A 21,531-nucleotide genomic window follows, 5' to 3' on the forward strand; every position below is an offset into this window, starting at 1 on the left:
AATTCCTCATTACTGCATTTTGATTTAGTCAGTTTTAACAACATCACATTTCACGCAGAATACTTTTACACAACGCGAGATGTCTTCATTGCACGTGATTCCACGGTAAGAGGTATCAAATGGTTAAGTATGATTTTAGTGGCAAGGTGGCGCTGGTCACCGGCGCGGCTTCCGGTATGGGGCTCGCGACCGTCAGGGCATTTTGCGAATCTGGCGCAACGGTGGTGATGGCGGATATTCGCGAGGATGCGTTATCTCGCGAAGCGGATGCGCTACTGGCTGAAGGGTATACCGTGAAACCCGTTGTCTGCGACGTGACTGACGAAGAGCAGGTCAGACGCATGATTGAGAACGCAGTACAGGCGTTTGGTCAGCTCGACGCCGCCTATAACAACGCCGGAATTCAGAGCCCCATTGCAGAAACCGCAGATGCCAGCGGCGAAGAGTTTGATCGCGTCAACGCGATTAACCTGCGGGGTATCTGGAACTGCATGAAATATGAGCTGCAACAAATGCGCCGTCAGAAAAGTGGCGCTATCGTTAACTGTTCGTCTCTGGGCGGGCTGGTCGGCATTGCCGGGCGCGGCGTTTATCATGCGACAAAGCATGGCGTCCTCGGGCTGACCAAAAGCGCAGCGCTGGAATATGCCGCGCGTGGAATACAGATCAACGCCGTTTGTCCCGGCATTATCCGCACGCCAATGGTCGAAAATATGCTGAACAGCGAGCCTGATGCGATGGCCGAGCTCATGAAGCTGCAGCCAATTGGTCGCCTGGGCGAGCCCGAAGAGATCGCGCGCGCCGTCTTATGGTTGTGCAGTTCCGATGCCAGCTTCGTCACCGGACAGGCTCTGGCAATTGATGGCGGTTATACGGTTCAGTAATCAGATGTCATTCTGGTTTATTCCCGACAGGGTGTAGACCAGCGTATTCAGCGATTTGAAAGAATAAAGACGATTACCACGGGGTCGTCGTGGTTCTGTTTATACTTTTGAATGGTGTCTAAACAGGGTGGAGGAACTCTTCAGTGGAATATACAGTATTAAGCAACAACCTCAGAATGCCGATGGCGGGTTTTGGTGTTTTTCAGGTCACCGATAAAGAAGAATGTAAACAGTCAGTGCTGAGCGCCATTCGTACAGGCTATCGCCTCATTGATACCGCAGCAGTGTACGGCAATGAAGACGCCGTGGGCGATGCCGTTCGTGAAGCCATCGCTGAAGGTCTGTGTACCCGCGAGGAGTTATTTATTACCTCTAAGCTGTGGGTGCAGGACATGGCAAGCTACGAGACCGCCAAAGCAGGTATTGAGGCCTCGTTAAAAAAATCGGGATTAGACTATTTCGATCTCTACTTATTGCATCAGGCAATGCGTGATTATTTCAGCGCGTGGCGGGCTTTGGAAGATGCGTATGATGCCGGAAAGCTAAAAGCGATTGGCGTGTCTAATTTCTACGCCCACGTGCTCACCAACTTCTGTGAAACGGTCAGAATTAAGCCCATGGTAAATCAGGTGGAATTACACCCTTACTTTGCGCAATCTGACGCGCTCGAGACCATGAAATATTACAACGTTCAGCCAGAAGCCTGGGCACCACTTGGCGGCGGAAGGCACAAACCGTACGAAAATGAAATGCTCAAGGGGATTGCCGAAGCGCATCAAAAAACCATCGCTCAGATCATTCTGCGCTGGAATGTGCAACGTGGCGTTACCGTCATTCCTAAATCCACGCACCAGAACCGGATTGAAGAGAACCTGGCTATCTGGGACTTCTCTCTGACTGATGCCGAAATGGCGCAAATCAGTTCGCTCGACTTAGGCTATGTTGGCGATGCGGTTAAACACTTTAACCCTGAGTTTGTTCGCGGGTGTCTGGGTGTAAAAATCCACGACTAAGCGCGACGCGGCGTGCCACCCTCTTCCACTTCTGCAGAGAATGTTACGCCCCTCTCCCTGCTTCGGTACCGAACAGGGAGAGGATATATGTTTTAGCGATCCAGATGCTGAAGGTGGGCATCGTCTGCTTTTATTGCCTGGAACGGTTCTGGAAATAAAGTTACCGACCGAAACAAAATAGGTCTGTGCGACTTAGGATTCAGGCCGTGGACTTGTCTGTACCGGATATGCCATTATATGATTTGGTTAAATCTTTGTATTTATCTTTTGAATAAGGTTAATACAAAATGGCATACTTATTCAGGCGATAAGCGATGGTGTACTTGGATTATTTATTAACATTTATAGAAAGCAATCCGGCTCTGGCCATTGGATTTAATCTTATTCTGTTGGTCATCTCAGGTTTCTTTGCGCACCTGATGTGCAAATTCCTGCTCATAAAAATCGTTCGTAAGGTCTTCTTTGCCAGCCATAAACAGGATGTCCCGCTGGAAAAAGATCGCCGCATAGCCGAAAAGCTGTCGAATTTCATTCCGGTTATTATCGTTTATTACGTCCTGCAGTTTATGCCCAATATGCCAGCATCGCTGGTGACGGCAATAAATACCATTTGTGGGATTCTATTCTTTATTTTTCTGTCGGTTTTCTTCAATGAGATGCTGGATATTGTCAACAGCTCATATTTACGCAAGACGAAGCGTAAAAATCACTCTATCAAAGGCTATATCCAGATAGGGAAAATATTTATTCACGTCATCGCCGCGATCATGATCCTTGCCGTCATGTCGAATAAATCCCCCGCGATTATTATTTCCAGCCTCGGGGCCGTGGCGGCCGTGCTGATGTTAGTCTTTCAGCATACCCTGCTTTCGCTCGTTGCCAATATCCAGCTTTCGTCAAATGACGTCCTGCAGTTGGGGGACTGGATTGAAATGCCCGATAAAAACCTGAGTGGCGAAGTGACCGACATTGCGCTGCACACCATTACTATCCGTAACTGGGATAACACGATCTCGCGTATCCCGACCAAAAACTTTCTGACCGAAACGTATACCAACTGGCAGGCCATGTTTTCGTCAGGCGCGCGCCGGATTATGCGCAGCACCACGATCGATCAGCACTCCGTTACATTTCTCACGCAGGAAACGCTGGCCCCGATGCTGGCCCTGCGCGGCACGAATGAACCACTGGCAAAACTCATCGACGGGCGTGATCCCCTGGGCGTACCGGACAGTTGGTTTATGGATAATGGCCTGACAAATTTAACGCTCTTTCGGCACTACCTGATGGCCTGGCTCGCCGATCGGCCTGATATTATCAAAGATATGTATATTGTGGTGAGAACGTTGAAGCCTACGCCGTCGGGTATTCCCCTGGAAATTTATTGCTTTACCTCTTCCGTACTGTGGATGGAGTATGAAAATACTCAGTCAGCGATATTTGAATACATCACGGCTGTCGCCGGTCAATTCTCGCTCCGCTTATATCAGTATCCGGCAGGACATGATTTCTGGCGTTTATCACAGGAACACAGCCTTCGGGACCGCACCCCACCTCCGGGTGAAGGTTAAGCTTTTTTGAAAACAGGCCGGTCAAACGGAATAATAGACAGCCTATCACCATCCTGAAGCCATAAAAAAACCCGCACTCGGCGGGTTTTTTTATTATCGGTGAAGCTTAACTGCTCAGACTCGCGTCTTCATCGCTATCGTAAGGCTTACCGACAATGTGCGCGACTTACAGCGGAGAAACGTTACCCGCTGCTGGGCCTTTAGCGCCATTTTCAATGGTGAAGGACACTTTCTGGCCTTCATCAAGAGATTTGTAGCTGTCGCTCTGAATAGCAGAGAAGTGTACGAATACATCTTTGCTGCCGTCGTCAGGAGTGATAAAGCCAAAACCTTTATCAGAGTTAAACCATTTTACTAAACCAGTCATTTTATTAGACATAGATAATTCCTTATTTTTTGAGCCACTAAGCGCGGCGATGATGGCCTGTATTTAGAGAGTAACTTATTTGGCACTTAGGAGGAGGCTCACGAAGAAGAGTATCTATTGATAACACCTGAACTGAGGACTGCTTTACTAAACTGCTTTAATAAGGTCTGTATTCCAAACCGATGACGCTATTTAGGCACAGAAAAATTTTTTAAGCAAAGTTTTTATTTTTTATTATAACCACTTAAACACCCGGACGGCTGAATGGCTATGGAAATTAAGGCGCTGGCGCAGCGTATTCACGCCCTGTTTAGCTAAAGCATACCGCCCCTTTTGAGGGTGGATACTCGTCTGATGATGGGTCATCGTATGCGCGTGACTGCTCAACCAGAGGCTGATCTCGTGTGGCATGGGATTACATCGCTCAGGCGACTTTCCACCTGGATTTCTGATGCAAGGCTGAAGTCTGAGGTGGAAAGGTAATGCGCCCTCGCTAAGTAGCTCAAAATGCTTAAAATTCATGCCTATAGCGCACAAAGTGAAATAGATTTTCGTTCGAAGCCACTTATCATAAGTGTTTTGAATGAAAGTGGTGGTGTTAATGTCTGTGCTCAAAAGCTTTTTCTTCTTTCTCTTCGCGTCAGCAGCCTGCACTGTGCCCGTGCTTTGCCTGTGGGCGGATATCTATTTATTTAATCTGGATATACCGGAGATATCGCTGACCGAAATTGTGCAGGAAACAGTTTTAGGGGGCATCGTATTTATACACTTCCTGCTGGCGAAGAAATGGGCATTCATGCGCTATTGCAACATCCTGATTGGCGGCTTTTTCCTCTCCATGCTGATTCGAGAACTGGATGCATTTTTCGATCTTCTGGCTCACGGAAGTTGGGTATGGTTTGCACTGCTTTCCGCCGTTTGCGCTTTGCTTTATCCCGTTATGCATTATCGTCTTACCCTTACGCAACTGGCAGACTATACCCGTACCCCGTGGTACGGCGTGATGCTCAGTGGTCTGTTGGCAGTCCTGGTCTTCTCCCGACTGTTTGGAATGCACGGGTTATGGTACGCGATACTTGATCAAAGCTACGTCAGGGTGGTCAAAAATGTCGTGGAGGAAGGCAGCGAGTCATTCGGGTATATGCTCTGCCTTATAGCATCTGTAGGGTACTACTGCTCTTTCCGGTCGCTTCCCCGCCAGAAATGATTCTGGTATTTAGAGAGCACGATAAACACGCCAATCTTCCTGTGACGATGAGTTGAACGCCACAGGGAGAGCGGACTTCTATTCTCAAAAGCAAACGTTGTAGCGCCCAATATAATACGTTACATCTCTCTTAACGCCATCCGCGTGCTCCGTGTTCAGGTAATGCCCTTATAAAGTGAAAAAGAATCAATAGTCGTTGAACAGATGAAGATAAAAAAACAACATCAAAAATCTCTTCTTCAGATTTTTAATGGTGAAGTCAATCTCCCTCGCAGCAAAAATTCACGTGATTATATGTGAATTCGCAGACTAACATCTTAACGCTCTATTAATTCGGCGAATCTCTCAAGAAATGCACTAAATGCCGCTTTCGGTAGCATCGGAACGACTTTAATTATAACCGATGGTGATATATCTCGCAGGGAAGGATAGTCTAATACCTTTTCCATACCCAGATCCCTCGCTTCAGTAGCGAGCATGATCCGATCAGCATGCTTAACTTCTGAGGCTTTACAGGAGGAAATATTAAATTTCACTCTGATCAATGACTCAATTTCTTTCTCAAGGTTTATATACTGCGGCATACATTTTTTTAAAGGAGAAGGGAAATCTTTTATGTAAGCCTCGGTGGCATCATGAAGAAGCCCTTCCAGAGCCAAATGCACTGGCGTTAAATAACTTACCAGAACGGAATGCTGAGCCACTGAATAGAAACTTTCGCATTGCCCACCAAAACGGCATTCATTTGACAAGCCCTTAGCGATATCAATTATATCTATATCATTTATACTGAGATTAAGAAAATCAATTTTCTTGCCGCTAAAAGTAACGATAGTGGTTGCTGAATGCATAAACCCGCCCCAAATAAAATAACTCTCAGACCATTTACCTGGAGTATAAAAAACGCTTTATCGAAAAAAAAGGACGCATGTCCTTTTTTCGAAAGGAGTTTTATTATAAGAGTTGATGACGATTTGAGAAAATGGTATAGATGCGCCAGAAATATCATCGCTGACAGGTTAACCTGGGGATGCCAGGCATATGACTTGAGATTATTTCATGCGCAATCTATAATAATTCACAAACAAAGCGTTGAGTCACCTTTATGAAATCATTACAAATAGATTTATCACATTCTGACATTCTGAACTCTAAACTTAAATTCATTTTACCAGATGACATACTCAGCAGAGCTAAATTACTGATTTTTAATAAGGGAGAGATTTTACTCCACCAAGGAGATTCCCCATCGGGAGTTTACTGTTTAATTAAAGGTAAGGTACAAATAGAGCATTTATCTAAAGATGGTAAAGATATTACTTTTTGTATAGAAGAACCTCTCTCTGTGATTGGTGCCATTGAAATTTTCCAACATGATAGCACCAGCAGAAATCTGAGTACAGTAAAGATCCTTAAGACGTCAACGATAGTTTATTTTTCACTTAACTATATAAATACTATTGGATTAAATGAGCCAGTTTTTCTTCGTTTCCTTTGCAAACAACTTGCAAATAAATTACTCATCTCTTCTCAATTAAAAACCACTATGTGTTTAAGTTCATTACAGAGAGTGTCAAATTACCTCATGAATGAATATAATAAACATGGTTCCGTTATCAGGCTTGAGCGAAGAGAATTGGTCGCCTCATTTCTTTCCATTTCGGTGAGACATCTCAATCGAGTTTTAGCAGAGTTACAAGAAAATCAAATCATAGAACTCAAGAATAAAACGATTATAGTGAAAGACAGTGAATTATTAAAGCCAGAGTAATCTGCAAATAACCTTCGCACCACATTCTACCACAGCCGCTTTCAACGCCATCGGAAGATGGTTCATTTATATGAAGCCTTTTTTAATCACAAGTTTTTTATTTTATAAAAGCACTAACCATATATAAAAACTATGGCGCGCGATTTTTTCACAAATATCTTAGCGAAGTTAGCGCTCAGAATACTAATCGTTATTGAAGCGAGACCGACTGGCATGTCCACTAAAAAGAGATAGATGTCCTTTTTTTTGGATGCATTGTTCGTCATCTTATCTCGTGACAAGCTTCCTTCTGAGAGAAATACTATGAGAAAATTACTTATTGATACTGATACCGCTTCTGATGACGCAGTCGCTATTGTGATGGCACTCAGAGAGCGTACCGTTAGGGTTGAAGCAATCACAGTAGTCGTTGGTAACTGTGAGATCGAACAGTGTGTTCAAAACGCATTAGTGAGTATTGAAAAAGCTGGAACATATGCTCCTCCTGTATTTTCCGGAATGACAAAGCCGCTTTTTAAAACCCACTTCACTTCTCACCATATTCATGGCAAAGATGGTATGGGTAATATGGAAAATCCCCCCACCACCCTAAAGTCGGAATCACTTCATGCGGTAGATGCGATTCTTCTTTATGCAGAAAAATTCAAAGGTGAACTTGAGATCGTTATCCTGGGACCTCTGACTAATCTGGCAATGGCAGTACTGAAGGAACCAACGCTTGCGAAAAAAATTAAACATGTTTATATCATGGGCGGTGCCGGCCTTACTTCGGGAAATATCACGCCTCTGGCTGAGTTCAATTTTTTTGTTGATGCGGAAGCCGCAAATATAGTGATGCAATCAGGGCTCCCTATGACAGTCGTTGGGTGGGAAATAGGCATGGGAGAAGCTTTCATTAATGAAGATGATATAGCATACCTCAATCAACTGAGCCCCTTGGGTCAGTTCGCCGTAAGATGCAACAAATCCTTGATGGAGTTTAATGCAGGCCGAACGGTACGCAAGGGTTTTGATTTGCCAGACCCCACCACCATGGCAGTAGCGCTTTTTCCTGATATTGTTGAGGAGGCGTTTTCCCGTTATTCCTGGGTGGAGTACAAATGTGAGTCATCGTATGGACATTATGTTATCGATGCGACAAACCTTACAGGGAAAGCACCCAATGCCAGAATTATACTTAAAATAAAAAGTGGTATGTTCAAAGAGAAATTATTCTCGTTACTCGCAGACTCCGCAATGATGTATAGAGGAACTTTAGATGCATTTTAATTCCCGAAGGATTCCGAAAATTGAGCTTCACGTTCATTTGGATACTTGTATTAGCTATCATTGCGCAAAAATGCTGATGCCTGCACTGAATCTTAAAGTATTTCAGTCGAATTTTATCGCACCGAGTCAATGTACTGACCTGGGAGATTTTTTAAGAAGAATTTCTCCGCAGCTGAGCTTATTACAAACCCACACTGCATTACGTCAGGCCGTCGAAGACATGTTTGATCAACTCCATGCTGATGGGGTAATTTATGCTGAGTTACGCTTTGCGCCACTCTTACATCTTAATCAATATCTTACGGCTGAAGAGGTCATTGAAACCGTCCTGGATGCCATGCAGATAAATAGCCATATTTTTGATATCAAAGCCAATTTAATATTATGTACACTGCGTCATTTTACGGCAGAACAGAGCCTTGAGACGGCAAGACTGGTGACAAAATACCTGCATTATGGGGTTGTCGCGCTTGACCTTGCAGCTGATGAAGCCCGCTACCCGCTGGATAACCATGTTGAGGCGTTTAATTATGTACGCCAGCATGGAGGCAACTGTATCGCACATGCAGGAGAGGCTAAGGATTTCGTCAGCGTAAATGAAACGCTTAATAAACTGAAAGTTTCTCGCATCGGACATGGCGTCAGAAGCATTGCTGACAGAGCGACACTAGATCGGTTGCTTGAAGAGCATATCCATCTGGAGATTTGCCCGGGTTGTAACATTGTCTGTAATATTTATCCTTCCATTGAAGAGCACCCTGTTAATGCGCTTTTTCGTGAAGGCATTTCATTAAGCATTAATACTGATGCCAGAACCGTTGCCAACACCTCACTGGATAAAGAATATCAACTATTACATCATGTTTTTGGATGGGACACAGAAGAATTTCTGGTTTGCAATATCAATGCTATTGACGCATGTTTTGCCTCGCTACCGCTGAAGAAACAACTCAAAGCCAATCTTACGGGGTGATAATCCTAGACATACATTTAAACAACAGGCATGAGCGCTCATTACATCGAATATGAAATAACATGACCACATTTTTTTATCTAATACTCTGTGCGATGTCTACCGCCGCCGGCACCGATATGGTTTTGCCTGCTATTCCACTTTTTGCTACAGTCTTTAATATCTCATCGGAGATATCACAAAGGATACTCTCCATATATGTAGCAGGTAATGCCTGTGGTTTATTACTATTTGGTAACCTGGCCGATCGCTTCAGCAAAATCAGGATGCTCTTCTTTGCGCTACTTTTATTTTCACTAACTTCTTTTGGTTGCGCGTATGCTCCAGAAATAACACTTCTTTTAATATTACGATTTATACAAGGGATGGCTTCTGCTGCAGCATCAGTTTTCATCCCTGGATTTATTAGAGGTTTGTTTCCTCATCGGAAGGCAGCCCGGGCAATTGGATTGTTAGGGAGCATACAGGCATTAGTTCCGGCGATAGCCCCTGTAGTAGGTACACTTATCCTGCAGTTCTTTAACTGGAGAATCACGTTTATCTCTCTGGGCGTACTGACGATGGCTTTAGCTGTAATGATAAGGTTTGCAAAGGGACCAGAACGAAACCCAGGCCAGCACACGCCTGGAACGTACGTACAATTATTGAAAAATGCTGTTTATCTTCGCTATGCATTGAGCCAGGCTTTGGCCGTTGGCGGTCTGATAACGTTCGTATTCGGAGCACCAAGCGTCATTATCCTTTCCATGGGCGGGAACCTGAATGACTTCATCCTTATGCAAATGTTGAACGTAGGAGGTTACATCATCGCCGCCAACATTTCTCCGGGGTTGGCTGAACGTTTTAGCCATGAAAAAGTAATTCTTGCCGGCACGCTTATGGCATTGCTCAGCGCCTTCGCGCTATCGGGATATGGTTTCCTGAACGGAAGCCGGGCTTTTGTTATGACCATACTCTTTACGCCAATGGGTTTTGCGCTGGGGTTAAGGGGCCCCGTCGCCTTCTACAGGGGTATCGTTTCTGCAGGCAGTAATGATGCCAGAGGATCTGCGCTTATGATTTTCCTCACCTTCATAACGACTGCGCTGGGGTCACTCATAACTGGACATTTTATTACGGGTGGGCTCACCCCTCTTGCCATGTCAGTCACCGCCATGTTCTTACTGTCATTTTTGCTTTTTGTGTTATTGCCAAAACTGAACCGCCAGTGAATAAACAACAATGGGTAAGTCAATATTCTTTACAGCAGTGCATGAACGCTGTTGAAGAGTCGCTTCGGGGCGCAGCGGACATTGCACCCGCCCACCCCGGCAGTTAAAGCAAAGTAACTCCCCGGTACCTGTCTTGTCAGTCACCAGACGTACACTTATCAGGAACCCGAATCCGCCTCAATCAGGATAGGTCATCGGCGTCCGGTTTCTGCGCACGGTGGATCTTGTCACGGATCTTATCAACTGATGCTTTGATGTCAGCAATGATGTCGGCGTCCATCCCAAGGGTATCCACAATACAGCGCGTGATAGTGCTGGTCTCGCTTTTCAGCGCCTCACCCTTCTCCGTTAGGTGGATAAGCACTTCGCGCTCATCCTTCGGATTGCGTGTCCGGGTGATCAACCCCGCAGTCTCCAGCCGTTTCAGTAAAGGGGTCAGCGTGCTGGACTCAAGAAAAAGAATTCCACTCAGTTCCTTCACTGTTCGCCCATCCTGATTCCACAAGGTGACCATCACCAGATACTGGGGATAGGTCAGGCCAAGCTTATCGAGCATGGGACGATAGAGCTGGGTAAAAGCATGTCCCGCTGAGTAAAGAGAGAAACAGAGCATACCGTGCACATCGGGCAGGGAATCCTCGGAAGTAGTGTGTTTAGTCATATGTCCTCCAGTCCCCCTAAAATAATTTGCATACGATTTAATTGCAAGCGATTGACAAAGGCAAAAAGGGCTGCCATATTAATTTGCACACAAACAAGTCGTACACAAACTAATAGCACAACACATGACAGGAGAACGAAATGACAACTTTCACCACCACAGACGGAACAGGCATTTTCTACAAAGACTGGGGTTCAGGTCAGCCTATCCTCTTCGCTCATGGATGGCCGTTATCGTCTGATGCCTGGGATCAGCAGATGCTGTTTTTCAGCCAGAAGGGGTTCCGGGTCATCGCACACGACCGTCGCAGCCACGGGCGTTCGGACCAGACTTTCCACGGTAACAATATGGATCAGTATGCGGACGATCTCGCTGAGCTGATTGAGGCGCTGGATCTGAAGGATCTGATTTTAGTGGGTCACTCAACAGGGGGCGGCGAAGTTGCACATTATATCGGTCGTCATGGTACCTCACGTGTGGCTAAAGTCGTTCTGGTCGGCGCAGTCCCTCCTCTGATGCTCCGGACGGATGCCAATCCTGACGGCACCCCAATGGAGGTGTTTGATGCCATCCGCGAAGGCACGGCCAAAAACCGCTCACAGTTTTACTTCGACCTGACGGTTCCGTTCTATGGCTTCAACCGTGACCATGTCCCCACCAATGACGGGTTGCGGGAAAACTTCCGCAGAATCGGCCTGCAGGGCGGTATTAAGGGGCAATATGACTGCATCCATGAGTTCTCTGAAGTCGATTACACACACGACCTGCAGCAGATTGATCGCCCTACCCTGATTATTCATGGCGACGACGACCAGATTGTCCCCATTAAGGCATCCGCACACCGCGCCGCTGAGATCGTCGAGAATGCAACGCTGACAATATATGCCGGCGGTTCACATGGACTGGCGGAGACAGAAGCCGATCGCTTTAACGCTGACGTACTGGCCTTTATTCGCAGCTAACAAGGTGGCCTGTTCCAGACAGGCCGCAACCATCATACGCATAGCCTTTAAACTGAATTGAAAAGAGGAACGATCATGTCCAAATTTGCTGCCTCCCTTGCCGTTGCCACCGTTTTGCTGTCTGCCAGCGCTATCGCAGAAACCACTAAGCCGACTGTTGTCCTGGTTCATGGTGCCTTTGCCGACTCTTCTAGCTGGAATGGCGTTACCCAAATCCTGCAAAAGGACGGGTATAACGTCGTCGCTGCGGCGAATCCGCTGCGCAGTGTTTCGACTGATGCGGCTTACGTCTCTTCCGTGGTGAACAATATTAAGGGACCGGTCGTCCTTGTCGGCCATTCCTATGGTGGCCAGGTCATTACGAACGCGGCCCGTGATACAAACAATGTGAAATCGCTGGTGTATGTCGCCGCATTTGCTCCGGATGCCGGTGAAGCGGCAGCCGACCTGGCCGGAAAATATCCTGGCGGCACGCTTGGCCAGGCGCTCGCCGCACCGGTGAAGCTGGCTGATGGTAGCGTCGATCTCTCCATCGACCAGGCGAAGTTCCACCAGCAATTCGCACATGACGTTTCAGCTAAAGAGGCGGCGCTGATGGCCGCAGGGCAAAGACCGATTACCGAAGCGGCTTTAACTGAAAAGTCAGGTGCGCCTGCCTGGAAAAAACTGCCCTCTTACTTCATTTACGGTGACGGCGACAAGAATATCCCCGCCCAGGGTTTGCGATTCATGGCTGAACGCGCGGGCTCAAAACACACCGTGGTGATCAAGGGCGCATCCCATGTCGTGATGGTTTCTCATCCGCAGGATGTCGCCACACTTATTGAGGAAGCGGCGAAGTAAACATCGCTCTCCCCCCTGAACGCCATCCCTCATCTGAGGGATGGCCGTATAAGTAATGCCTCTTATGTTCCTGCCGGTATCCGTGAAAATGATGTCAGCGGTATTCTTAATAATCCCAGGGACCCGGAATGCAACGGAACGTATCGCCGTCGACAGCAACATGGCAGACAGACGGGAATGAGAGATGAGTAGCGATCAATGACTCCCTGTTATCTGCCAGTTCCTGCAACAGACGAATGCGAAACTGTGCCGCTTCTTCGGGATAATGGTCGAAACCATTGAACCAGTCAGGATGTTCAAACCCAACCTGGAAAATAACATCGCCGGCAAAGGTGAGTCGTTCCCCCTCAGAGGCCAGCCTTACCACGCTGTGTCCGGGAGTATGCCCGCCTGTACGAACAACACGCACGCCGGGTGCAACCTCGTATTCCTCTTCGAATGTATGCAGTTGAGTCTGGTACGCTTGCAAAAATTGGGTAGCGGTTTGGCGCAGTGCTTCCGGGAAACCAGGCGGCATGGAAACCTGTGAAAAATCGGGGTCACGCCAAAATTCCACCTCAGCAGCAGCGACATGAATGCGAAGGTCTGACCGCATGCGCGCTTTCACCCCCTCAATAAGCAGCCCACCAACGTGATCCATATGCAGATGCGTGATAATCACATCCGTGACGCTGGCAAGATCTATCCCCGCTGACGCCAGGCGGTTAACCGTTCGACCGGCGCGGGGTAAATCAGGGAAAGCCTCCCCCATCCCTGCATCAACCAGGATCGTCCGCTCCCCGCTACGCACGAGAACCACATTTAATGCCCAGTCGAGAAAATCGGCAGGCAGAAACTTATCTTCAAACCAGTGGGTACGTTCGGAGGCCTCCGCGTTATGACCCAACATGGGTCCAGGTAATGACAACACGCCGTCACTGATCACCAGAACATCAATCTTACCGACCTGTAGTGCATAACGTGATGGCACCTTTTCATAAACGGCTTCCACATGCGAGGTACCATTAACAGGTGCTAACGACGCTGCATCATTCTTAGATATCGCCATATTTCCTCCAGACAACATAATTAATCGATTTAAGGGTATACACACCGTAGAAATGACTTTTCCCCCTCTGTTATTTCCCATCATCAAAAATAAACATGCAGACAGAACACAATGAAACAGGGTTAAAACATCGCTATACTCTTATGATGCCCACTGTTATTAACAGGTATACTCATGAAAAATCATGACATTCCTCTTGACGATGCCGTTCATAAAATGGCTCAGGTATTAAAGAACCGACCTGAATTAGGCATAGACAGTGGAGATGCGCTGCAAATTCGCTGTTATCACTGGCCGCATGGGCCATTGCATGAAACTATCCCGCCACTCGATCAACATGTGATTATTGCTCACGTTGGACATATGCAACGTGTTGAGCGAAAAACAGAAAATAAAATCGTTAAAAACACGATCCGGAAAGGCGCCATCACGACAATTCCTCAGGGAAGTACGTCTCGCTGGGATATTGCTGGTCTTGTAGATGTTATGCATTTATATATTCCTGATAATATTTTCGCCGATCTTCTGAATCAAATGGAGATACCCACTGCAGAGTTACTCTTACGCACAGCGCATTTTGATGAGACGGCATCAAAAATTACGCTGGCCGTTGCGGAAATCATTTCGGACAATAACAAAATTAACCAACTGCTCTGCGAGCACTTAACACTGTCATTAATATTACAGTTAATAAAAAACCACTCCAACACGCTGACAGCCGCAGGTCAGTCGCAAGGAGTATTGTCTTCGCGCGCATTAAAAATGGCGCTGGAAAAACTGGATAACAGCCCCATAGGTGATGTCACAATTAAATCACTGGCTTTTGAGCTGGGAGTTTCCTCCGCTCATTTCTGCCGTGCCTTTAAAAACAGTACCGGCTTAACCCCGTACGGGTGGCTTAAGCAGCGCGTAATGGAACGTGCTTTCCACGAGTTACAACACACCGATAAACTGATTACAGAAATTGCCATTGAAAGCGGCTATGGCTCGCAAAATGCATTTACCCAGGCCTTCAGAAAAATAACAGGCTTGACCCCCGGTCAATGGCGTGAAAAAAAGAACACGCGTTGATGCTGCCTGCCGCCAGACAGCATCAACAGAGATGCCCTGTTACGGAACAATAATATAATCAGGGTTAGCAACAGAAAACATTTTCTCTCTGTCGGGTTCTGGCGGATAAATCCACTGAGTATTAATTTCCTGCTTTATTTTTTTCGCTTCCATGCCCTGGTACATAACCTGATGATCCCAGCCTTCCGTGTAGACCGCCCCCCATTTGCCCAGATCAAGACAGGTAACATATTTTGGCTGGCTGTAAGGATGTAGCGGTAATCCCAGTATTTCTGCTGCCGCGTTATGACCGGCGACGCGCCCCAGGCTCATCGCATGCTGGCAGGACATGACGTTATAATTACCTTCATCATCCGTAGGGACTTTTACGGTATCGCCGGTAACGAAGATACCCCTGGCGCCAGGTGCCCGCAGATACGCATCCCCTATAACACGACCCAGATTATCGTGGTCGCCCGGGATGAGCCCGGCTAACGCGCTGGCCCGCATTCCCGCCGTCCATATCACCGTTTTGCTGGGGATAAATTCATCGTCCGAAAGCATCACCCCCTCAGCGTTGATTGCGCGCACTCTGACGCCCGTTCGAACAGTCACGCCATTACTGGCCAGCGCCTGATTGATGATCTCACAGGCATCCTCGCCCATCGCCTGACCAATTTTGTTCGAACTGTCCACAATAATAACCTGCAAATGGCGCTCCGAACCCAAGAGGTCTCTGAGGCGTTCCGGCATTTCAGTGGCGGTCTCAAGCCCGGTCAGGCCCCCACCGGCGACAACAACAGTATTTCTTGCGGGAGAATAAGGCTCTGAAGATAACGACATGAGGTGTTGCTCCAGTTCATGAGCAGCATTCAATGAGTTCACGTCAAAACTGTATTCCGTGATCCCCGGCAGTTCAGGGTGAAATGCCTGGCTTCCGGTGGCCAGCACAAAACTGTCAAAATTAACCGAGGTTTCGCCACTCTCTTTTTTTACCAAGATAGTTTTATTTTCTGCATCAATATTGGTGACATAACCGGCAATATAGTGCACACCCGCAGCCTCAAGAACACGCAGAATAGAGGGTGCCATATTTTCCAGTACGGCTTCATACAATCTTGGACGAATGGTTAATGCGGGTTCCGGAGAAACCAAAAAAATCTCAATCCGATCATTTGCCTTTTCCATATGTACCAGCCTTGCTGCTGAAATGGCGGCCCACATACCTGCAAAACCCGAACCGGCAATAATAATACGTTTTTTCATAGCGATACCTGTTAACAGCGGATAATGAAAATGTCGTTACCGCACCAAGAGTAGTGAAAGTCAAACCTGCCTGCTCTAGCAAAATTGATGTGCTTTAATCAAATTTGATGTTTTTTTATCAGCGCTGCGCGCGCCGCTAAATTTGCCCCATCCCGCCATCGACAGACAGGTCGATACCCGAAATAAAACTGCTTTCATCCGATGCAAGAAACAGCGCTGCCGCGGCCACCTCGTCAGGCTTGCCTAATCGACCTAACGGAATACGACTTGCGATGCTGGCGTCAAAAATCTCGCGATCGCTCAGGGAAACGCCCATTTTACTGATAATCGGTGTGGCGACGGGTCCTGGGCTCAGGCAATTCACGCGGATCCCACGACCTTTAAGGTCGGTCGTCCAGCTGCGGGCAAAAGATCGCAGCGCGGCTTTTGAGGCGGCATAGATAGTGTGGCCATCTAACCCTTTATAATGCGCAATGGAGGACGTTAATATTATCGAGCCACCGTCGGACATTAACGGGAGGGCCTGTTGCACGGCGAAAAACGTCCCTTTTACGTTGATATCAAACTGCGTATTAAAATCATCTTCGGTGGAGGCCGGGAAATCGGAAAGCACAATAACGCCAGCATTTGCAAACATCACATCCAGCTTGCCGTACTTTTCGTTAATAATGCGAAAGAGGTTTTCATGGCTTCGTATGTCACCGTTATCGTGTTGTATTGACAGTGCATTATCGTCACCGAGTTCATTCATCGCCTGCTGCAGGGTTTCTGCATTCCTGCCAGTGATAATCACCTTTGCACCTTCTTCACTAAACCGTTTAGCCGTGGCCAGCCCGATACCGCTACTGCCTCCGGTAATTAACGCGACTTTATTGTCTAACTGTTTCATGATGATATTTCCTGTTATTACTGCTCAGACAGAGCGATCACTCGTAGGCGTGAATACGCGTGGCAAGTGTATTTCTGCGTTCATTAAGTAATTCGATAAGCGTGTCCAGTGCCCGAAGTTTTTCTCTGTGCTGCGCCAGACACTGGATAAAACGCGCATCATCCATGTCGCTTACCTGAGAAAACTTTTCCAGCTCTGCAATCTGTCGGGTACTGAACCCACATTTTAAAAGCGAGATTATCCATCTCACTTTCTCGACGTCTTTCGCGTCGTAATTCCGATAACCGTTGTCCAACCGCTGAGAAACAATCAGTCCTTTAGCTTCATAATGTCTTAGCACTCGGGTGCTGACGCCAGTGAGCGCCGCCAGTTCAGATGGTCGCATACCTTTCTCCTCGTCATAGATGCACTCTACAACATTGACACTAGTGTCAATGTAAAGAGCATAGCGTTAGCTGGAATGTAAGCAGATATTTCCTGAGACAGGAAAAATTAACTCCGCCAACGAAGATTGCAGCAATCTTGATTTTGCCTTGACCGTTTATTGATTAACGGTCGGGATAATCAGCCTGTTCAGACAGAACTGCCCGGCGCTGACAGCGCCCTCTGATGAGATTGCAAGGAGAAACAATAATGGGCTTCAGACATTCGCTTTTTGGATGGGAACGTTCAAACTTCACGCATTACCAGGCGGCTTATTATAAGTACGGCGGCAGTGTTAATACTCATCCCGACATTATCAATTTCTTTATGCAGAAGAAGGAAAAAGATTTCGCATTCTGGCATTACCGACGCGATGGCGAGGTCACCGCAGCGTACTTTACCAGTGATGAAAATACCTTCGGCCTGAATGTCTGGCGCGATTACCCGGTATCTTATGATGAAATTATTATCCCCATGGCTGCCGATCAAAAAATCGTTCTGCCAGTAAAAACAAACCGGCTGTCTTCATCGCTGCGTGGGAATATAATAAATGCCACCTATGCTTTTCGTGAAAAACGTAAGGTTTGCCTGATTAAAACGTCTTTCTCAGGTAAAACGGTGAAAAAAAGAAACGGCGAGCTAAAAAAAATGCTGACTGCGGGCGGAGAATGCATCCCGCTCAGAGAGATGTCACCGGCGGATATTGCTGATATTTACGTGCATCTTTTCAGGCTGCGTTTTGCTGACAGCGTCAGATGCTATAACAGGAAAAACATCACTGAACTGTTAACCGCCCTGCCACATATGGTCACCGGCAATGTACTTTTCTTTGAAGGTGCCCCCATTGCGATAGATCTCGTACTGTGTGCCCGTAGTGAAAAAAGCCTGTATTTTGATGTTCCTAACGGAGGGATTGACCCGTCGATCACCGCATTCAGCCCAGGAAGTCTGCTCATGTGGAAAAATATTGTTGATGCACGAGAAGTGTGTCGCAATGAAAATAAGGCAATGCAATTTTCAATCGGATTGTATGATAAAAAATGGGACTATAAACTGCTTTGGGCCGAAACCCAGCCCACAGGTAAATCACTGGTTCTTTGAACTGTATTCGCCGCCCTGCCCTCAACAATTATTTATCTCCTTTCGGCGCATCCAATAAAACAATAATGATAATCTGAAATATGACAATCACCGGTGCGATGTACAGTAAAAAACATCCACATCGTACCATTTTACGAAAGGCAGAAAGCAGAGAGAGAAGTAATTCAGGTGACATGGTAAACCCCCGTTTACCATGTATTTAAACTCAATTTTTACAAGATTCAGTTCACCCTTTGTTAAGGAACCGTCAATGCTGCTCCTTTTCGCTTAGCGGTATCGTCATCGTGAACGATAGCCCTCCGCTGGCATTCCGTTCTGCAAAGACAGTACCGCGATGAGCCTCGCATATCGCTCGGGCAATAGAGAGCCCAAGCCCGGACCCACCGGTATGTCGTGAACGGGACTGCTCCTCACGCACAAACGGTGAAAATATGGTTTCAAGCAGTGCGTCCGGGACTGCCGGACCGTTGTCGCGGAAAATAACGGATACCTTTTTATCGCTGACATGATAACGAATATCCAGGATGCCCCCTTCCGCAGCGTAGCGCAGAGCATTGTCCATCAGGATCAAAAAGACCTGGCCTATCCGGTACGGATCAACCCGACAGGTCACAGATTCCCCCTCATGGTAGATAATGTTCACTCCCACCCTTTGGGCTGAAGGCATCGTCCATGCCACTTTCTCGCGGATTATCTGGTCCAGGCTGGTTGATACCAGGCTCAAATTCAGCTGGTTGGCATCAGCCAGTTTTAACAGATGCAGATCGTCAACCAGTCTGTTTAAATCATTCATCTGCTGCATAATCATGTTCAACTGGGCCTGACTGGGTTCAAATACGCCGTCCATAATGCCCTGCAGACGACCGATGGCAGCCGTCAGCGGCGAGCGCAATTCATGTGCCATGATCACATGCGATTTTTTCAAATCTTTCTCGTAGCGTTCCAGCTGCATCGACATCCCGTTAAAGTTCTCGCTGAGGCTACGCAATTCAAGCGGCAGATTGTCCGGCACGGGCACGCGGGTCCCAAACCCGCCTTCAGCAACAGACCGTGCCGCACCGGCAAGCCGGCTAATATGATGGGAAATGGGTCGCGCTGTTTTCAGCGTAAGCATAAAAATAATCGGTATGAATATCAGAACCAGGATGCCAAGAATGACCCAGTCCTTAATCCCCATCGTCGGATCTGAGTAGGACAGCCCATACCAGGTGTCGATAATTTCATGATAGCGGTTGATGTTCTGTTCAGGGTGCTTGCTCAGAACTGAGAGTTCAGCCCTGACGGCCTCTGGCATCCGGTAGGCGTGCCATTTGTTTTCAACAAAAAATCGCACCCACATAAAAAAGGCGATAAGAATAATACTTCCGACTGCCAGAGATATCAGCCGCTTGCATATCCAGTTCCACAGCGTACTCGGTTCGCCTCGTGGAGATAACGTAAACTTTTTCATGCATTTGCAAATCGGTAACCGATCCCTCTTACGTTTATCAGCAAATCAGTCTGCCCCGCTGACTCGAGTTTTTTTCGCAAGTTATAGATATGCGTGTCCACAACGCGCTCCAGGGCTTCACTTTCTGGGAGACACGCTTCAAGAAGCGCCTGACGGGTGAAAGCCTTATTCGGTGACTTAAGAAATGTCATCATCAGCAGCAGTTCCGTCGGCGTTAAATCCAGCGCTGTCCGTTGCCCGTTCTCGCTCTCAACGCTTACCGTCATGGACTCTGTATCTGCCTGCAGTCCCCGGTACTCAATAAGCGTGCTGCTGCGCTCGCCGGAATAACGACGGAGTACAGCATGGACTCTGGCGACCACCTCACCCGGGTTATAGGGCTTCACCACATAGTCATCCGCGCCAAATCGCAGGGCGCTGATTTTGTCGCTGCCGTCGCGGATGGCGGTGATCATAATCACGGGAATATCACTGCGCCGGCGCAGGGCCAGCAGAACATCGTTCCCGCTCATGCCGGGTAACATCACATCCAGCAAAATAATGTCGGGCTTCCAGCTGAATGCCAGTTCAAGCCCCCGGTTACCGCTGCTGGCCGAAGAGGTCTGAAACTGATCGCGCTTAAGGTAAGCCTCAAGCACATTCGCGGCATCCAAATCGTCTTCAATAATTAAAACACGTTTCACATTCGCACCTTGATGGAATCTTGATTAAATCTTGCAGGAATATTGATTGACCGCCCGCATACTCCGCAATTCATAGATATAAGCATAATTCATTCAGGAAGTTTTATGAAGGAAATAAAAATCGCCTTAGTAACACTCATCGCAGCATCGTTCACTTCACAGGCATCATCAGATAAAAAAGCATCTTATGTCACGATTGGCGTGGGTTCACAATATGCGCCTGAATATACCGGCTCGAATAAATATGATGTCAATACGCTGCCGTATTTCGGATGGACTTACGATGACTGGTCCGTCAATACCGACAAAGGTATCGTCTATTCCCATCAGTTCAGTAATGGCGTTTACCTGGGGCAAGCTCTGGGGTATTCCCTTGGCCGCACGGATAGCGGAAACGCCTGGCTTCAGGAAGGCTCTGATAAACTTAAAGGTATGGGTAAGATTAATACCGTAATGAATACCACCACCACGGCAGGATGGTGGATGGCACCCTGGATAGGCTTTGAGGGAAATATTACGGCACCGCTGACTGAAAGCCAGGGAATGCAATATAAAATTAAACTTAATGTCGTTCTTTTTGCTAACGATACAGATACTCTGCTAATCAGTACCGAAAGAAAATACGGCGACGCACGGTATAATAATACCTGGTTTGGGGTGAATGAAAATCAGAGTACCCATTCCGGATATAGGACTTTCAACGCGGGTAGCGGATTAAACAGTGTGAATTACGATATTAACTGGCAACACATATTTAATGATAACTGGTCCGGCTATGCGGATTTAGGGTATATCACGCTTGCAGACCGTGTAAGCAGCAGCCCCATTGTGCAAAAGGATGAATATCTTCTCTTTACCGTCGGGGCATTTTATACATTCTGATGCAGGA

At 47.2% G+C, this 21,531-nt stretch carries 22 protein-coding genes; 13 read left to right on the forward strand and 9 right to left on the reverse strand.

All coding sequences use genetic code 11. The features are described 5' to 3' along the window. The first annotated feature begins 119 nt into the window (after positions 1 to 119). From ACN9MQ_RS12315 to ACN9MQ_RS12325, 3 genes are all read left to right on the forward strand, one after another. A complete protein-coding gene (locus ACN9MQ_RS12315) occupies positions 120 to 884 on the forward strand; it encodes an SDR family NAD(P)-dependent oxidoreductase (RefSeq protein WP_014170397.1) in 765 nt (254 codons plus the stop codon). Positions 885 to 1,027: 143 nt separating this feature from the next. Continuing rightward, positions 1,028 to 1,897: an aldo/keto reductase gene (locus tag ACN9MQ_RS12320; protein ID WP_063156494.1), complete on the forward strand. Its 870-nt coding sequence runs from the start codon at positions 1,028 to 1,030 to the stop codon at positions 1,895 to 1,897. A gap of 314 nt (positions 1,898 to 2,211) precedes the next feature. Beyond that, entirely contained in the window at positions 2,212 to 3,468 is a 1,257-nt protein-coding gene (locus ACN9MQ_RS12325; protein ID WP_032678302.1) for a mechanosensitive ion channel family protein, read from the forward strand. A 166-nt stretch (positions 3,469 to 3,634) separates the two neighbouring features. Here the strand turns inward: ACN9MQ_RS12325 and cspE are convergent, their stop codons facing one another. Further along, a complete protein-coding gene (gene cspE / locus ACN9MQ_RS12330) occupies positions 3,635 to 3,847 on the reverse strand; it encodes a transcription antiterminator/RNA stability regulator CspE (RefSeq protein WP_014170400.1) in 213 nt (70 codons plus the stop codon). 589 nt (positions 3,848 to 4,436) lie between these two features. Here cspE and ACN9MQ_RS12335 point away from each other — a divergent pair. Further along, positions 4,437 to 5,042: a hypothetical protein gene (locus tag ACN9MQ_RS12335; protein ID WP_063925456.1), complete on the forward strand. Its 606-nt coding sequence runs from the start codon at positions 4,437 to 4,439 to the stop codon at positions 5,040 to 5,042. A gap of 317 nt (positions 5,043 to 5,359) precedes the next feature. On the opposite strand, the gene ACN9MQ_RS12340 is transcribed toward ACN9MQ_RS12335, so the two are convergent. Then, positions 5,360 to 5,893 (reverse strand): hypothetical protein, encoded by a 534-nt coding sequence (locus ACN9MQ_RS12340; RefSeq protein ID WP_025203966.1) that lies wholly within the window; start codon positions 5,891 to 5,893, stop codon positions 5,360 to 5,362. Between the two features lie 254 nt (positions 5,894 to 6,147). On the opposite strand from ACN9MQ_RS12340, the gene ACN9MQ_RS12345 reads away from it, so the two are divergent. The 4 genes from ACN9MQ_RS12345 to ACN9MQ_RS12360 all read left to right on the forward strand — a co-directional run bounded on the left by ACN9MQ_RS12345 (position 6,148) and on the right by ACN9MQ_RS12360 (position 10,266). Beyond that, complete coding sequence (locus tag ACN9MQ_RS12345; RefSeq protein ID WP_063214333.1) at positions 6,148 to 6,813, forward strand: Crp/Fnr family transcriptional regulator; 666 nt, start codon at positions 6,148 to 6,150, stop codon at positions 6,811 to 6,813. Positions 6,814 to 7,116: 303 nt separating this feature from the next. Then, entirely contained in the window at positions 7,117 to 8,082 is a 966-nt protein-coding gene (locus ACN9MQ_RS12350; RefSeq protein WP_426021021.1) for a nucleoside hydrolase, read from the forward strand. Continuing rightward, a complete protein-coding gene (gene add / locus ACN9MQ_RS12355; RefSeq protein WP_040017659.1) occupies positions 8,072 to 9,055 on the forward strand; it encodes an adenosine deaminase in 984 nt (327 codons plus the stop codon). Before ACN9MQ_RS12350 ends, add begins: the two co-directional genes overlap by 11 nt. Positions 9,056 to 9,117: 62 nt before the next feature. After that, positions 9,118 to 10,266 carry an MFS transporter gene (locus tag ACN9MQ_RS12360; RefSeq protein WP_279257603.1) on the forward strand — a complete coding sequence of 383 codons (1,149 nt, stop codon included), beginning with the start codon at positions 9,118 to 9,120 and terminating at the stop codon, positions 10,264 to 10,266. Between the two features lie 181 nt (positions 10,267 to 10,447). Here ACN9MQ_RS12360 and ACN9MQ_RS12365 read toward each other — a convergent pair whose 3' ends face one another. Beyond that, the gene (locus ACN9MQ_RS12365; protein ID WP_025203961.1) at positions 10,448 to 10,927 is read right to left on the reverse strand and encodes a MarR family winged helix-turn-helix transcriptional regulator; all 480 of its coding nucleotides are present in this window, start codon (positions 10,925 to 10,927) and stop codon (positions 10,448 to 10,450) included. Positions 10,928 to 11,067: 140 nt separating this feature from the next. Here ACN9MQ_RS12365 and ACN9MQ_RS12370 point away from each other — a divergent pair, with 140 nt between their 5' ends. Further along, positions 11,068 to 11,889, forward strand: a complete 822-nt coding sequence (locus tag ACN9MQ_RS12370) for an alpha/beta fold hydrolase (RefSeq protein ID WP_047955710.1) — start codon at positions 11,068 to 11,070, stop codon at positions 11,887 to 11,889. 75 nt (positions 11,890 to 11,964) lie between these two features. After that, positions 11,965 to 12,732, forward strand: coding sequence for an alpha/beta fold hydrolase (locus ACN9MQ_RS12375; protein ID WP_086532431.1), 768 nt, complete (start codon positions 11,965 to 11,967; stop codon positions 12,730 to 12,732). A gap of 106 nt (positions 12,733 to 12,838) precedes the next feature. Here ACN9MQ_RS12375 and ACN9MQ_RS12380 read toward each other — a convergent pair whose 3' ends face one another. Beyond that, on the reverse strand, positions 12,839 to 13,780 hold the full coding sequence (locus ACN9MQ_RS12380) for an MBL fold metallo-hydrolase (protein ID WP_426021020.1): 942 nt from the start codon (positions 13,778 to 13,780) through the stop codon (positions 12,839 to 12,841). A 174-nt stretch (positions 13,781 to 13,954) separates the two neighbouring features. On the opposite strand from ACN9MQ_RS12380, the gene ACN9MQ_RS12385 reads away from it, so the two are divergent. Further along, entirely contained in the window at positions 13,955 to 14,851 is an 897-nt protein-coding gene (locus tag ACN9MQ_RS12385; RefSeq protein WP_426021019.1) for a helix-turn-helix transcriptional regulator, read from the forward strand. Between the two features lie 39 nt (positions 14,852 to 14,890). Here the strand turns inward: ACN9MQ_RS12385 and ACN9MQ_RS12390 are convergent, their stop codons facing one another. The 3 genes from ACN9MQ_RS12390 to ACN9MQ_RS12400 all read right to left on the reverse strand — a co-directional run bounded on the left by ACN9MQ_RS12390 (position 14,891) and on the right by ACN9MQ_RS12400 (position 17,370). Then, positions 14,891 to 16,096: an NAD(P)/FAD-dependent oxidoreductase gene (locus ACN9MQ_RS12390; RefSeq protein ID WP_426021018.1), complete on the reverse strand. Its 1,206-nt coding sequence runs from the start codon at positions 16,094 to 16,096 to the stop codon at positions 14,891 to 14,893. Positions 16,097 to 16,232: 136 nt separating this feature from the next. Then, on the reverse strand, positions 16,233 to 16,985 hold the full coding sequence (locus ACN9MQ_RS12395) for a glucose 1-dehydrogenase (protein WP_426021017.1): 753 nt from the start codon (positions 16,983 to 16,985) through the stop codon (positions 16,233 to 16,235). A 37-nt stretch (positions 16,986 to 17,022) separates the two neighbouring features. Then, positions 17,023 to 17,370: a MerR family transcriptional regulator gene (locus ACN9MQ_RS12400; RefSeq protein ID WP_020882407.1), complete on the reverse strand. Its 348-nt coding sequence runs from the start codon at positions 17,368 to 17,370 to the stop codon at positions 17,023 to 17,025. A gap of 248 nt (positions 17,371 to 17,618) precedes the next feature. On the opposite strand from ACN9MQ_RS12400, the gene ACN9MQ_RS12405 reads away from it, so the two are divergent. Then, positions 17,619 to 18,509, forward strand: coding sequence for a GNAT family N-acetyltransferase (locus ACN9MQ_RS12405; RefSeq protein WP_020882406.1), 891 nt, complete (start codon positions 17,619 to 17,621; stop codon positions 18,507 to 18,509). Positions 18,510 to 18,756: 247 nt separating this feature from the next. Here the strand turns inward: ACN9MQ_RS12405 and ACN9MQ_RS12410 are convergent, their stop codons facing one another. Together ACN9MQ_RS12410 and ACN9MQ_RS12415 are read right to left on the reverse strand one after the other, a co-directional pair. Further along, complete coding sequence (locus ACN9MQ_RS12410) at positions 18,757 to 19,959, reverse strand: sensor histidine kinase (RefSeq protein ID WP_044868160.1); 1,203 nt, start codon at positions 19,957 to 19,959, stop codon at positions 18,757 to 18,759. Next, on the reverse strand, positions 19,956 to 20,642 hold the full coding sequence (locus ACN9MQ_RS12415; RefSeq protein WP_426262632.1) for a response regulator: 687 nt from the start codon (positions 20,640 to 20,642) through the stop codon (positions 19,956 to 19,958). Before ACN9MQ_RS12415 ends, ACN9MQ_RS12410 begins: the two co-directional genes overlap by 4 nt. A gap of 105 nt (positions 20,643 to 20,747) precedes the next feature. Here ACN9MQ_RS12415 and ACN9MQ_RS12420 point away from each other — a divergent pair, with 105 nt between their 5' ends. Then, complete coding sequence (locus tag ACN9MQ_RS12420; protein ID WP_426021016.1) at positions 20,748 to 21,524, forward strand: MipA/OmpV family protein; 777 nt, start codon at positions 20,748 to 20,750, stop codon at positions 21,522 to 21,524. Positions 21,525 to 21,531: the final 7 nt, after the last annotated feature.

Origin of the sequence: Enterobacter sp. R-25 (assembly GCF_049913205.1) — a bacterium.
In the GTDB taxonomy this organism is placed as follows: Bacteria; Pseudomonadota; Gammaproteobacteria; order Enterobacterales; family Enterobacteriaceae; genus Enterobacter; species Enterobacter ludwigii.

Bases quoted from the DNA above. Each gene is read 5' to 3' on its own strand.
- ACN9MQ_RS12350 (WP_426021021.1), top strand. From the start codon at position 7,117: ATGAGAAAATTACTTATTGATACTGATACCGCTTCTGATGACGCAGTC.
- ACN9MQ_RS12385 (WP_426021019.1), top strand. From the start codon at position 13,955: ATGAAAAATCATGACATTCCTCTTGACGATGCCGTTCATAAAATGGCT.
- ACN9MQ_RS12380 (WP_426021020.1), bottom strand. From the start codon at position 13,780: ATGGCGATATCTAAGAATGATGCAGCGTCGTTAGCACCTGTTAATGGT.
- ACN9MQ_RS12375 (WP_086532431.1), top strand. From the start codon at position 11,965: ATGTCCAAATTTGCTGCCTCCCTTGCCGTTGCCACCGTTTTGCTGTCT.
- ACN9MQ_RS12405 (WP_020882406.1), top strand. From the start codon at position 17,619: ATGGGCTTCAGACATTCGCTTTTTGGATGGGAACGTTCAAACTTCACG.
- add (WP_040017659.1), top strand. From the start codon at position 8,072: ATGCATTTTAATTCCCGAAGGATTCCGAAAATTGAGCTTCACGTTCAT.
- ACN9MQ_RS12395 (WP_426021017.1), bottom strand. From the start codon at position 16,985: ATGAAACAGTTAGACAATAAAGTCGCGTTAATTACCGGAGGCAGTAGC.
- ACN9MQ_RS12325 (WP_032678302.1), top strand. From the start codon at position 2,212: ATGGTGTACTTGGATTATTTATTAACATTTATAGAAAGCAATCCGGCT.
- ACN9MQ_RS12345 (WP_063214333.1), top strand. From the start codon at position 6,148: ATGAAATCATTACAAATAGATTTATCACATTCTGACATTCTGAACTCT.
- ACN9MQ_RS12335 (WP_063925456.1), top strand. From the start codon at position 4,437: ATGTCTGTGCTCAAAAGCTTTTTCTTCTTTCTCTTCGCGTCAGCAGCC.
- ACN9MQ_RS12365 (WP_025203961.1), bottom strand. From the start codon at position 10,927: ATGACTAAACACACTACTTCCGAGGATTCCCTGCCCGATGTGCACGGT.
- cspE (WP_014170400.1), bottom strand. From the start codon at position 3,847: ATGTCTAATAAAATGACTGGTTTAGTAAAATGGTTTAACTCTGATAAA.
- ACN9MQ_RS12410 (WP_044868160.1), bottom strand. From the start codon at position 19,959: ATGAAAAAGTTTACGTTATCTCCACGAGGCGAACCGAGTACGCTGTGG.
- ACN9MQ_RS12360 (WP_279257603.1), top strand. From the start codon at position 9,118: ATGACCACATTTTTTTATCTAATACTCTGTGCGATGTCTACCGCCGCC.
- ACN9MQ_RS12315 (WP_014170397.1), top strand. From the start codon at position 120: ATGGTTAAGTATGATTTTAGTGGCAAGGTGGCGCTGGTCACCGGCGCG.
- ACN9MQ_RS12370 (WP_047955710.1), top strand. From the start codon at position 11,068: ATGACAACTTTCACCACCACAGACGGAACAGGCATTTTCTACAAAGAC.
- ACN9MQ_RS12420 (WP_426021016.1), top strand. From the start codon at position 20,748: ATGAAGGAAATAAAAATCGCCTTAGTAACACTCATCGCAGCATCGTTC.
- ACN9MQ_RS12340 (WP_025203966.1), bottom strand. From the start codon at position 5,893: ATGCATTCAGCAACCACTATCGTTACTTTTAGCGGCAAGAAAATTGAT.
- ACN9MQ_RS12400 (WP_020882407.1), bottom strand. From the start codon at position 17,370: ATGCGACCATCTGAACTGGCGGCGCTCACTGGCGTCAGCACCCGAGTG.
- ACN9MQ_RS12390 (WP_426021018.1), bottom strand. From the start codon at position 16,096: ATGAAAAAACGTATTATTATTGCCGGTTCGGGTTTTGCAGGTATGTGG.